Consider the following 12,965-nt stretch of genomic DNA (forward strand, 5'->3'; position numbering starts at 1 on the left):
GCGGCGCCACACATTTGCGTGAGCGCCGCTTCCGGGTTTGACGTCAGGCGGCGAGATCCACGACGATGCGGCCGTCGATCTTGCCCTCTTCCATGCGGTGGAAGATGTCATTGATGTTTTCGAGCTTGTCCCAGGAGAAGTGGGCAGCCACCTTGCCTTCACCGGCAAAGGTCAGCGCCTCCTCCAGATCCTGCCTTGTGCCGACGATGGAGCCACGCACCGTGATACGTTTCAGCACCGTGTCAAACACCGGAATGGAGATGAAGCCCGGCGGCAGGCCGACAAGCGCCATGGTGCCCTTAGAGCGCAGGAAGCCATAGGCCTGCTCCATGGCTTTCGGCGAAACCGCCGTCACCAGCGCGCCATGGACGCCGCCGGTTGCCTTTTGAACCTGCTCCACCGCGTCAGGAGCGCGGCCGTTGACGACGACGTCTGCTCCGAGTTTTTTGGCAAGCGCCAGCTTGTCGTCGAAAATATCGGCGGCAACGACATGCATGCCCATGGCTTTCGCATATTGCACGGCCATGTGGCCAAGCCCGCCAATGCCTGAAATGACCACCCATTCACCGGGCCTGACTTCTGTTTCTTTTAGGCCCTTATAGACCGTGACACCGGCGCAGAGCACGGGTGCGGCCGGACCGAAATCGAGATTATCAGGCAGGCGGCCGACGAATTTCGGATCGGCAAGGCCATATTCGGCAAAGCTGCCGTTGACGGAATAGCCTGAGTTCTTCTGGCTTGGGCACAGCGTCTCCCAGCCGGTGCGGCAGGGAATGCAGCAGCCGCAGGCGGTGTAGAGCCAGGGTGTGCCGGCGCGGTCACCTTCCTTGATGCCGGTGACGCCAGCGCCGATCTTGGCGACATAACCTGCACCTTCATGTCCGGGAATGAAGGGCGGGTTGGGCTTGACCGGCCAGTCACCCGTTGCGGCGTGCAGGTCGGTGTGGCAAACGCCCGTCGCCTTGTAGTTGATGAGAATTTCACCGGGACCGGGATCCGGTATCGCCACTTCCTCGATGGTCAGCGGTTTTCCAAATGCGCGGACGACCGCCGCCTTCATTGTTTTAGCCATGACATACTCCCTAATCTCTGCTCGCCTGAAATCCTCGACGGCGGGCAGAGATTAACGGGGATGGGGCGTCATGGAATTGACCCATCGCAAGCCGGAGCATTTTGCGCGGCGGGATTGTCTCACTTATGAAGCAACCTGATGGTGCTGATTTACTCCAGCGCCAACCATATGGCGAGCCATCCCCAGAGGCAGACAACGAGCGCAAAGCCGATGCCGAACAATGCTCCGCGCTGACGCAGGCGGTTGCTGGTGACATGGACATAGGAATGGGCGCAGCGCGAGAGCACGAACAGCCATGCCAGAACGACGGTGACGATATTGTCCGCATCCGTGATGTAAAGCAGCAGGCAGGCGATGTGGAACAGGACCGGCAGTTCGAACTGGTTGGCGATGTTGCGATTCACCAGATAGCTTTCCCGCGCTTCCTCGCCCCGGTCGCGCAGCTTGATCGCGGATTCGCGATCCTTGAAGGTGTATTTATTGCGCCGGATAATCAGGAGTGCGTAAAGGCAAAAGACCAGAAAGACATGGGCGATCATCGGCCAGAACATTGCGGTCGTCGGTGACATGCTTTCCCCCAATCATGAAAACGCTCCCCGATCCGGCTGGAATCGGGGAGCGCCAAATATCTAGCCTATCTTTTTACGGATTCGGCTCGAAAGATCAAACCGCGCCGGGATAGTTCGGGCTTTCGCGGGTGATCGTCACGTCATGGGCGTGGCTTTCACGCAGGCCGGCGCTGGAGATGCGCACGAAGGTGGCGCGTTCCTGGAATTCCTTGATGTTGCTGCCGCCGACATAACCCATCGCGGCCTTCAGGCCGCCGGCCAGCTGATGCAGCACGCCGGAGACCGGACCCTTGTAGGGCACCTGACCTTCGATGCCTTCAGGCACGAGCTTTAGCGTATCGCGCACTTCCGCCTGGAAGTAACGGTCTGCCGAACCGCGGGCCATGGCGCCGACGGAGCCCATGCCACGATAGGCCTTGAAGGAACGGCCCTGATAGAGGAACACTTCGCCCGGGCTTTCATCGGTGCCGGCGAGCAGCGAGCCGATCATGACGGCGGAAGCGCCGGCGGCGATGGCCTTGGCCAGGTCGCCCGAGAACTTGATGCCGCCATCGGCGATGACGGGAATATCAGCGGCATTGGCCGCTTCAACAGAAGCCATGACGGCCGCCAGCTGCGGAACGCCGACGCCGGCAACGATGCGCGTCGTGCAGATGGAGCCGGGGCCGATACCGACCTTGACAGCGTCAGCACCGGCATCGATCAGCGCCTTGGTGCCGTCGGCGGTGGCGACATTGCCGGCGATGATGCGAACCGAGTTCGACATCTTCTTGACCTGCGCCACGGCATCGAGAACGCGCTGCGAATGGCCATGGGCGGTATCCACGACCAGAAGGTCAACGCCGGCATCGATGAGGCGCTCGGCACGCTCGATGGCATCTGCACCAACGCTAATGGCGGCGGCGGCGCGAAGGCGGCCCTGCGCATCCTTGGTGGCGTTGGGGTTCAGCTGCGACTTTTCGATATCCTTGACGGTGATGAGGCCGACGCAGTTACCTTTCGCATCCACCACCAGCAGCTTTTCAATGCGGTGCTTGTGCAGGAGCCGGCGGGCCTCCTGCTGATCGACGCTGCTTTCCTTGACCGTGACCAGATTTTCGCGGGTCATCAGTTCGTAGATCTTCTGCTGCGGATCAGAGGCGAAGCGCACGTCGCGGTTGGTCAGGATGCCGACGAGGCGGCCGTTCTTGTGGCCGCCGGCACCGCCATTTTCAACCACCGGAATGCCGGAAATGCCGTGCGCCTTCATCAGCGCCTGGGCTTCTGCAAGCGTCGCGTCGGGGCCGATGGTGACGGGGTTCACGACCATGCCGCTTTCGAACTTCTTCACCTGCCGCACTTCTTCGGCCTGTTCGATGGGGGTGAGGTTGCGATGGATGACGCCGATGCCGCCGGCCTGGGCCATGGCGATGGCGAGACGGCCTTCGGTGACCGTATCCATGGCGGAAGAGAGGATCGGAAGGTTGAGATCGATATCGCGGGCAATGCGGGTGGCTATATTCGTCTGTCCCGGCATGACTTCGGAATGTCCGGGTTGCAGCAACACATCGTCAAATGTGAGAGCGTCCAAACCAGTGGGTGTTTGAATGATGCGTGCCATGACCAAATTCCTTCATAATGAAAATGCGTGGCCGTTCCGGAACGAAAAGTTCACTCCGGCGCCCTGCAAGGATTGCTTGGAAGTTGGCGAGGGCTGGTAACACGTTCATGACAGGAAGGGAATAGAAAAAACCCGGAACGACCTTCCGGGCTTCTTCTGTTGCTGCATTGCAGCAGACGTTAAAGCGCGTCGTGTGGATCCTTGTTCCACACGACGCGCTTTAACTGCTTGTTTCTATGCATGTCGTTATCGCAAAACCGCTTAACACTTCTGCGCGACATGCATCATATGTCGAACTGGTAGGATTTCGGCACGAAACGATAACCCGTATCCAGCTTCTCCGCGTAACCGACGGACGGGAAAGGCATGTGATACCCGAGGAATGGCAGCCGGTCGGTGGCGATCATGTCATAAACCTTCTTGCGGGTCGAAGCCGCAGCCGCCTTGTCCATGTCGAACTTCACCTCCCAGTCCGGCCGCTGCAGCGACAGGACGAAATGGTTGGCGGTATCCGCCGTCAGGATAAGTTGCTTACCTTCCGATTCTACGCGGAAGATCATATGTCCCGGCGAATGGCCGAAAGCGGCAATACCAGTGATGCCTGAGACCACACTGGCACCGTCGCCGATGAAGGTTGCCTTTTCGGCCAGCGGCTTGACGTTGGCAAGAACGCCCTTCTGCCCACCTTCGGCAGGGGTGCCGGCGCGTTTCTCATCGGCCCAGAAATCATATTCCGCCTGGCCGAAGACATAACGCGCCTTTGAAAAAGCCGGCGCACCCTTTTCCATCAACCCGCCAATGTGGTCACCATGCATATGGGTCAGCACCACCACGGTCACATCTTCAGGCGTATAACCGGCCGCAGCCATGCCTTCGGTCAGGCGGCCATTGCCAGCACCGCGGCCAGCCTCACCGAAACCCGTGTCGAACAGCACGAGATCGCTGCCGGTATTGACGAGGACCGGCGAGAAGGAATTAACGAACTGATCCTTGGGCAGAAAATTGTCTTCCAGCAATTTGCCCACGGTCTCCGCCGACTGGTCCGTGCCGAAGGTCTCTCCCGGATTGGGTGCAGCGCGCGAGCCATCCTTGACGACCAGCACCTCGAAATTGCCGAGCTTGAAGCGGTTGGTTTCCGGTGGCATGGCGTGTTTTATCTCCATGGAGGTCTGCGGCTGGTTGGTCTGGGCGTTTGCGCCGCGCGCCATCAACAGCGGCGCGCCGAGAACGCTGGCGCCGGCAGCACCGATGAGGCCACGTCTGCTCATGCTCAAGGATTGGGTCATCATCTTGTCTCCGATATCGCCAACTGGCCGTGATCGCCAACTGATCCCACCCAACGGACAATAGAGCGAGAAAGTTGCAAGAAAACCGGCCTCACGCAGGTTTGATCGGAACTTGAGAAATTGATAATTAACGTGTTGGCAAGCCCGCCTATCAGGCGTAGGAGGAACGGCGATATCCCTTGTCGCAGCGGAAAGCCGCAGGCAGTCCCATGAATCGCATCATTCCCCTGATCCTCGCAGTCGCTCTCTTCATGGAGCAGATGGACTCCACCGTCATCGCCACCTCGCTCCCGGCGATTGCAAAAGACCTCCATGTCGGCCCGATCACGCTGAAGCTGGCGTTGACGGCCTATATGGTGGCGCTGGCGATCTTCATTCCCATCAGCGGCTGGATGGCCGACAAATACGGCGCGAAGAAAATCTTCCGTTTCGCTATCGGCGTTTTCGTGGTCGGGTCAATCTGCTGCGCGGTTTCGTCGTCGGTGTTCGAATTCGTGCTGTCGCGTTTCCTGCAGGGCATGGGCGGGGCAATGATGACGCCGGTTGGCCGTCTCGTGCTGCTGCGCACGACCAAGCGTAGTGAACTCGTCTCCGCCATGGCGCTGCTGACGATACCGGGGCTTGTCGGGCCGCTCACCGGCCCGCCGATCGGCGGCTTCATCACCACCTATTTTTCATGGCACTGGATTTTCCTGATCAACGTGCCCATCGGCATCATCGGCATCTGGCTGTCGACGATCTTCCTGCCGGAAATCGAAACCACCAACCCACCGCCGATGGACGGCAAGGGGTTCGTTCTGTCAGGCATCGCCGCCTCCGGCGTTGTCTTCGGCGTGTCGGTGGTCAGCCTTCCGGCCCTGCCGCCCGCCATCGGCATCGCCTCGACGATCATCGGGTTTATCTGTGGTTTTCTTTACATGCGCCACGCCGCGCGCCACCCTGCCCCCATTCTGGATTTCCGGATTTTCCAAAACGCGACCTTCCGGGCGGCCTCCGTCGGCGGCACCGTTTTCCGCATTTCCACGGGCGCCATCCCCTTCCTGATGCCGCTGATGTTGCAGATCGGTTTCGGGCTCAACCCGTTCCAGTCGGGCATGATCACCTTTGCCGGCGCCATCGGGGCGATCACCACGAAATTCATGGCCAAGCGGGTGTTTGCGGCAACGGGGTTCCGCTCGACGCTGATCGGGGCCGGCATTGTCGGCGCCTGCACGACGCTCGCCAACAGCTTCTTCACGCCTGAAACACCATATCCGCTGATCATGATCTTCCTGGTCACGGCGGGATTTGCTCGATCCTTCTTCTTCACCGGATCGAACGCGCTGAGCTATTCCGATATCGAAGACAGCCAGGCCAGCCAGGCGACCTCGATGGCCTCGGTGCTGCAACAGATCAGCCTGGCGCTGGGCGTGGCTTTCGCCGCTTCCATTCTGGAAGTCAGCAGCATGATGTCAGGCACGCATCTTCAGCTTGCCGATTTCCACATCGCCTTCACCATCGTCGCGCTGGTTTCGTTGTTCGCGATCGTGCCGATCATCCGCATGGACGCGCAGGCCGGGGCGGCCGTTTCCGGCCACCGCGGCAAGGTTTCGCAACCGGCAGAGTGATCAGTCCTCAGTCGACTCTTCAGCGTCGGCATCGATAGCCGGTTCGTTTCTGCGGCCCTTGAAGTGCTTGGCAAGCAGGAACATCTCGACCGATTCCGAACGTGACGACGCCGGCTTGATGTGCAGAACCTGCTTGAAGTTCTTCTTCAGCATATCAAGCAATGCCTTTTCCGTGCCGCCCTGGAAGGTCTTGGCAAGGAAATGGCCGCCTTCCGCCAGCACCTGAACCGCGAAATCGGCTGCGACCTCGCACAGATGCATGGTGCGGATGTGGTCGGTCTTCTGGTGGCCCGTGGTGGGCGCGGCCATATCCGACAAGACAAGATCGGGCGTGCCGCCGACGGCTTCCATCAGCTGATCGGGTGCGGTCGGGTCGAGGAAGTCGAGTTGCAGGATCTTCACGCCGGGGATCGGATCGATTTCGAGGAAATCGATGGCCGCGACGCGGATATCGTCTTCGGTGGAATCCGTCACCTTAGAGGCGATCTGCGACCAGCTTCCGGGAGCGGCACCAAGGTCGATGATGCGGGTCGCACCCTTCAAAATCTGGTGCTTGTCGTTGATTTCCAGAAGCTTGAAGGCGGCGCGGGCGCGATAGCCTTCCAGCTTGGCGCGCTGCACATAGGGGTCATTGATATGACGCTCCAGCCAGCGGCGCGACGAGGCCTTGAGCTTGGTCTTCTTGACCTTCTGGCCGATCTTGCGGCCGGTGCGATTGGTGCTTGTCGGCGCCTTGCTCATGTCAAACCTTCCGTTCTATCCTGCCGTACCATCTGCATGCGCCTTATGCGGTTGCGCCGCCATGCGCCGTCATCCGCCATCATATCCGTCAAGAGGCCTTCGCGCAGGCCACGATCGGCCACCCGCATGCGGCGTGCCGGCCAGCGGCGGCGAATGGCCTCAAGAATAGCGCAGCCGGCCAGAACCAGATCGGCCCGGTCAGGCCCAATGCAGGCATTGGCGGCGCGGCCGGCGAAATCCCATGCCAGAAGCTTGTCCTGCATGGCCGTCACCTCGACATCGGAAAGCCAGAGGCCATCCACCTTGCGGCGATCATAGCGTGGCAGATCGAGATGGACGCCCGCAAGCGTCGTCACCGTGCCCGAGGTTCCGATCAGATGAAAATCCTCATGATGCAATTGCGGTGCGAGCGGCGGGCAATGGAATGCATCGAGCAGGCCTTCGACTTCCCGCACCATGGCGGCAAAAACATCCGGCGTCACATCGCGGCCGCCATGACGTTCCGACAAAGTGACGACGCCGACCGGCAAAGAGGTCCAGTGGGTGATGTGGTTGGCGAGCCGGTTCGAGCGGTTTTCACCGACCTTGATGACCGCTATTTCCGACGATCCACCGCCAATATCGAACAGCACGACGGAGCGCGCTTCACGCCCGACAAGCGAGGCGCAGCCGGAGACCGCAAGCCGGGCTTCCGTCTCGCGGCTGATGATTTCGAGCTTCAGCCCCGTTTCCCGCGTGACGCGCTCCAGAAATTCCTCGCCATTGGAGGCTGCGCGGCAGGCCTCGGTGGCGATCAGCCGCATGCGCCTGATCGGGCGTCCGGCAAGTTTCGAGGAGCAGACCTTGAGCGCTTCCACGGCGCGATCCATCGCATCATCGGAAAGCCGACCGCTCGATATCAGCCCCTCGCCCAGCCGGACGATGCGTGAAAAGGCATCGACCACCCGGAACTGGCCCGGCCGTGTCGGCTGCGCGATCAGCAGGCGGCAATTATTGGTGCCGAGATCGAGCGCCGCATACATATCCGCCAGCGGCTCCTGACCATGCTCATGCTGGCGGCCTGCGTGGCGGGCGGAGATTTCAGACTGCGACCGGTGCTGCTCCTGTGCCGAGCCATTGGCACGGCCGTTCTGCTTACCGCTATGTTTCGGTGCGTGGCTGGGAACCAGCGGACGGCCCTGCGGGTCACGACCGCGGGGATCGCGGTGGCCGCGTTTGCGGTTACGCGATTTTCGCGGGCCAATAGGCGGCACGGAGGATGAATTTGCGCTATCGGGTGCGGCTGGAGCCTGCACCTCTCCGTTGACAGCGGCTGCAGCCTGCTGAGACGTGCCTTTGCCACGAGAACGCCTGCGGCGCTTTCTCTTGCGCGGCTCGGCGTCCGGCTCGAGAGCCGATACGTAGGAGGAACCGGCCGGAACATCCGCGGCAACATCATGCGACAACACAACAGCGTCACGGGGCTTACCGTCACGCTTGTGTTTCTTGCCACGACGGGATCGCTTCGCTTTCCCTTTGTTCGCCACCGACGCCCCTTGTTCCGACGGCTTTGGGCCGTTTCCGGGGTCGATCACTGTCTTGTCCATTTCGCCGCGCACAAGCGTAGACGCTATGCTGCTGGCTTTCATAAGGTTTCGTTGGGTGGACAATACCAGCGCAGGCGATTTTAGCCAAATGGTTTTTGGCAGGCCATCCATGGGATGGCCTGACGCCTGGCCAGGGCTGGATACGGATCGTCACGATCGCGGCAATGATGTCAGGGGATTTTCGAAGTCGGCAGGCAGATCAGCTCGGCGCCGAGACCTGCGCGAACCTCAGCAACTCATGAACAGGCGCCAATGAGGAAAGAAATTCCCCTCTCCCTGTAAGTCCTTGTGACATATAAACTTACTGGGAGAGGGGAATGGTACGGTTGAGTGGGGTCGAACCACCGACCTCAGGTGCCACAAACCTGCGCTCTAACCAACTGAGCTACAACCGCACATGAAACGCCGAAGCGGCGCTACGGGGGGTGACATAAAAGGTGTTTCCCCCATTTGCAAGTGCCTCTTCGAATTTTGCGAAAAAAGGCTGCGAAAGGCAAGTGCTTTTCGATAGGGTGACTAGGAACCCGAAGCGGGAATGGGCCTGTTGATGTTAACTCTATTTGGCGATTCATCCACCGGGCGGTGGACCCGGCGGCGCTGTGAAGTTATTTAAAATTCTGTTAACGTGATGCCTGGCGGGTTTACGTTTTGCGCTTCATGAGGAAGCCAAGAAGCCCGCAAGGTCCGGTAGTGCCAGAATAGGTTTCGACATGCCCGCCGTCCAATATCCCTTTATCGATATAGCAGTGCATGAACGGGTGCGTGAAGGTTTCGGGCGCGGTGAGGCCATGGCGCTGTTTTCGCTCGATCTTCAAAATGTTCTCTGGGCCAATGGGCGTGGTGCTTCGCTGTTCGGCACGCCGATGGTTTACGATTTTCTGGAGCAAGGCCCCAAACGCCAGGATGTGACCTTCCGGCAATTGGCGGCCACGGCGGCCCGGCTTTCGACAGCCGGCGACGGTCTGCCATTTACCATTCGTATCACTTCGGGTTTCCGCAGCCTTGCCGTCACCGCCCGCGCGGAGATCATCGAGGCGGAACCCGGCCATCCGGCCATCCTGTTTGCCGCCCTCACCGATCAGGCCGCGCCCGACGTGGCCGAATGCGCCCGGCGCATGATCGAAGGGTTTGACGATCCAGATATTCATATGGCGGTGCTGAATGGCGACAATGAGATCATCGCCGCCTCCTCGGGCTTTTCGTCGCTCGGCATCACGCCGCACACCGCCCGCACGCTCATCAAAATGGCCGCCGGCCAGTCCGGTCACCTCGTCAAACGCCCTGTGCCAACAGGAAAGGGCTATCTGCCTGCCGCCACCGGCCAGATCACGACATCGCCCGAACTGAACCTGATGTTCGTGGTGGAAACTGCGCTCGGAACGCTCGATCCCGTCAATGGGTTTGCAGAAGACAAGCCGCAGGAAACCCTGGCCGCCGCCGAGCCCGTCCTGCCGGTTGAAGAGACGGCACCTGTTATCGCGGCAACCGCCTCTTTCGATTCCGTTCTCGACGCCGTTGCCGGCATCGAGGAGGTGGAAGAGGTGCAGGAACTGCCGTCCGATTCCGAAGAGAACGTGGCAGCGGAACCGGCTGAAAACAGCGTTCCGTCTATGCCGGAAAGCCTTGCGGAAGTATCGGCAGAGCTTCCTGCGCGGGATGCGGATGCCGCCGCCGATATGGCGATGACCGACGACATTGAGGACCTCTTCGAACTCGACGCCGATGAAACGGTGGCTCCCTCGATCGAGCGAACGGTCGCAGAGGATCATGCCGGTGAGGCGCAGGCCGAAGAAAACACAGTCGCGGACGATGAAATCGCCGAAACCGGGGCGGCAGAAGCTGCTACTGCGGCGGACGAAGAGCTAACGACGGAGACGGAAACGGCAGAGATCGGCACTGGCGAAGAAGCACGGCCTTTCGTCTTTAATGCCGGTGCGCGCGCCTCCCGCTTCGTCTGGAAAATCGATGCTGAAGGGCGTTTCAGCTCGATTTCGCACGAATTTGCAGAAGCCGTGGGCGCCAAGGCGGCTGCCGTGGAAGGCATGGGCTTTGCCGATGTCGCGGCCCTGTTCAATCTCGATCCAGACGGCAAGATCCGCGAGCTTCTCGGCCGACGCGACACCTGGTCGGGCAAGACGATCTACTGGCCGGTGGAAGGCACTTCGCTGATGGTGCCGATCGATCTCGCCGCCCTGCCGACCTATACCCGTGCCCGCGAATTTGACGGTTTCCGCGGTTTCGGCATCGTGCGCCTCGCCGATACTACCGAAGACCCACATGCCACCGGGCTGACCTTCCTGAATAGTGAAGAGACGGATCCGGCAGAGGTTTTGCCGCAGCCGGCCGTGGAAGATGAGAGCCATGAATTGCTGGCTTTTGTCGATGAGGACGAGCAAACGGACGACAATCCTCACTCGGCGCTGCCTGATGAACCGGCGGTAGGCTTCGATGAGGCCGACGACGCTACCGACGAGGTTTTGGCGGAAGAACAGCTTGATGATGAGACCTCGCCGGAAGTCGAAGCGCCAATAGAAACGCCTGCGCCCGAACCATCCTATTCCGACAAGGTCGTCCATCTGGAGGAGCGCCGTTCGCGCTCCCGCGAAGGACTGACCGCAGGCGAGCAAGCCGCCTTCCGCGAAATTGGCCGGACGCTCGCGCCATCGGATACGGCGTCGGAGGAAAAACGCGAAGCGGATGCGGAAGGGATTTCGGCAGAGCCGGTCGTTGAGGATATCCAGCAAGACATCGTTGCGGAGACCATCGAAAGCGCTCCTTCCGAGATGGGCGACGACGCAGAGACAACGGAACCGGCAGAAGAAGACGATCTTTTTGCCGATTATGTTCGGGGTGAACAGCCTGCGCTCGTTCGTACACGCACGGATGAAACCGCTTCTGAAGAAAAACAGGTGACGACCACCGACGAGCAGCCGGTTGCCGATATTGCCACCTCCATGGTGAGCCCGCCCATTCGTGCCGCCAGTGCGCTGACGGCCGAGACGCTGGATCAGATGCCGGTGGCGCTTCTGGTGCATGCCGGTGACAGGCTGATCCACGCCAATCCCGACTTCCTGCGGCTGACGGGCTACACCTCCCTGACTGAGCTGGAAGAGGTCGGCGGGTTGGAAGCCTTGCTGCAGCGGCAGGAACTGGAGAACATGCCTGACAATGAGGGCGGCATGGTCGTCGTCAGCGCCGAAAACGACATCATTCCGGTCAAGGCGCGGCTGCAGTCCATCCGCTGGGAAGAGACGAAGGCACTGATGCTGTCGCTGGTTCCGCAGGAAGAAAAACCGGCGGCGGTTATGGCGGCCAATGAAAACACCGCGGACAATGCGGAGGTGGGCAGCCTCTCCCTGTTGCAGGGCGAAATGGAAGAGCTGCATTCCATTCTGGAAACCGCCACCGATGGCGTGGTGCTTCTGGGCGACGACGGCGAAATCCGCTCGCTCAACCGTTCCGCCAGCGCGCTGTTCAACTATGATAATGGCGAAATCGCCGGCAAGCCCTTCGTGACGCTCTTTGCCCATGAGAGCCAGCGGGCCGTGCTCGACTATCTCTCCGGCCTTGCCAATAACGGTGTTGCCAGCGTGCTGAATGACGGCCGGGAAGTGATCGGTCGCGAGGCCTCCGGCGGTTTCCTGCCGCTGTTCATGACCATCGGGCGGCTGAAATCCTCGCATGGCTATTGCGCCGTGATCCGCGACATCACTCAGTGGAAGCGCACCGAAGAAGAGCTGCGCAACGCCAAGCGCGCGGCGGAAACCGCCAATGCGCACAAAACGGACTTTCTGGCACGCGTCAGTCATGAAATCCGCACGCCGCTCAACGCCATCATCGGCTTCTCCGACATGATGGCGACCGAACGTTTCGGGCCGATCGGCAATCCGCGTTATGTGGAATATGCCAATGATATCGGCCGTTCCGGCCGGCATGTGCTCGATATCGTCAATGATCTCCTCGATATTTCCAAGATCGAGGCCGGGCAGATGGATGTGGATTTCATCGCCGTGCCGCTGAACGAGACGGTGGCCGAGGCGGTCTCGCTGGTGCAGCCGCAGGCCAACAATCAGCGCGTCATCATTCGCACCGCGCTGGCACAATCCGTGCCCCAGATCGTCGCCGACCTGCGCTCGATCAAGCAGATCGTGCTGAACATCCTGTCGAACGCCATCCGCTTCACCCCATCCGGCGGCCAGATTGTCGTCTCCACCGCCTATGAAGCCAATGGCAGCGTGTCGCTGCGCATCCGCGACACCGGCATCGGCATGACGCGGGCGGAACTGGAACAGGCGATGAAGCCGTTCCGGCAGGTGGCATCGTCAGGCAAGCGCGTGCGCGGCGACGGCACCGGGCTTGGCCTGCCGCTGACGAAAGCCATGGTGGATGCCAACCGCGCGAATTTCTCCATCACCTCCACGCCGAATGAAGGCACGCTGGTGGAAATCACCTTTCCATCGCAGCGGGTTCTTGCCAACTGAGGCCATGCGGGCGTAGCAATGCG

Annotated in this window: 8 protein-coding genes and 1 tRNA gene; 2 read left to right on the forward strand and 7 right to left on the reverse strand. The window is 60.6% G+C overall.

The window, feature by feature from the left end:
- Positions 1–43 precede the first annotated feature (43 nt).
- The 4 genes from adhP to O8B93_RS00850 all read right to left on the reverse strand — a co-directional run bounded on the left by adhP (position 44) and on the right by O8B93_RS00850 (position 4,527).
- Complete coding sequence (gene adhP, locus O8B93_RS00835) at positions 44–1,072, reverse strand: alcohol dehydrogenase AdhP (protein WP_046800638.1); 1,029 nt, start codon at positions 1,070–1,072, stop codon at positions 44–46.
- Between the two features lie 149 nt (positions 1,073–1,221).
- The gene (locus tag O8B93_RS00840; RefSeq protein ID WP_269708617.1) at positions 1,222–1,623 is read right to left on the reverse strand and encodes an MAPEG family protein; all 402 of its coding nucleotides are present in this window, start codon (positions 1,621–1,623) and stop codon (positions 1,222–1,224) included.
- A 112-nt stretch (positions 1,624–1,735) separates the two neighbouring features.
- Entirely contained in the window at positions 1,736–3,241 is a 1,506-nt protein-coding gene (guaB, locus tag O8B93_RS00845) for an IMP dehydrogenase (protein WP_173986310.1), read from the reverse strand.
- Positions 3,242–3,525: 284 nt separating this feature from the next.
- Positions 3,526–4,527, reverse strand: coding sequence for an MBL fold metallo-hydrolase (locus O8B93_RS00850; protein WP_269708618.1), 1,002 nt, complete (start codon positions 4,525–4,527; stop codon positions 3,526–3,528).
- Positions 4,528–4,736: 209 nt separating this feature from the next.
- On the opposite strand from O8B93_RS00850, the gene O8B93_RS00855 reads away from it, so the two are divergent.
- Positions 4,737–6,134, forward strand: coding sequence for an MDR family MFS transporter (locus tag O8B93_RS00855; RefSeq protein ID WP_269707956.1), 1,398 nt, complete (start codon positions 4,737–4,739; stop codon positions 6,132–6,134).
- Here O8B93_RS00855 and O8B93_RS00860 read toward each other — a convergent pair whose 3' ends face one another.
- The 3 genes from O8B93_RS00860 to O8B93_RS00870 all read right to left on the reverse strand — a co-directional run bounded on the left by O8B93_RS00860 (position 6,135) and on the right by O8B93_RS00870 (position 8,856).
- Positions 6,135–6,875, reverse strand: coding sequence for an RlmE family RNA methyltransferase (locus O8B93_RS00860; protein WP_269707957.1), 741 nt, complete (start codon positions 6,873–6,875; stop codon positions 6,135–6,137).
- Positions 6,872–8,503 carry a Ppx/GppA phosphatase family protein gene (locus O8B93_RS00865; RefSeq protein ID WP_269707958.1) on the reverse strand — a complete coding sequence of 544 codons (1,632 nt, stop codon included), beginning with the start codon at positions 8,501–8,503 and terminating at the stop codon, positions 6,872–6,874. Before O8B93_RS00865 ends, O8B93_RS00860 begins: the two co-directional genes overlap by 4 nt.
- Positions 8,504–8,779: 276 nt before the next feature.
- Positions 8,780–8,856, reverse strand: a tRNA-His gene (locus O8B93_RS00870).
- A 315-nt stretch (positions 8,857–9,171) separates the two neighbouring features.
- On the opposite strand from O8B93_RS00870, the gene O8B93_RS00875 reads away from it, so the two are divergent.
- Entirely contained in the window at positions 9,172–12,942 is a 3,771-nt protein-coding gene (locus O8B93_RS00875; protein ID WP_269707959.1) for an ATP-binding protein, read from the forward strand.
- Positions 12,943–12,965: the final 23 nt, after the last annotated feature.

Source organism: Martinezella rhizogenes, assembly GCF_027460065.1.
In the GTDB taxonomy this organism is placed as follows: domain Bacteria; phylum Pseudomonadota; class Alphaproteobacteria; order Rhizobiales; family Rhizobiaceae; genus Agrobacterium; species Agrobacterium rhizogenes_C.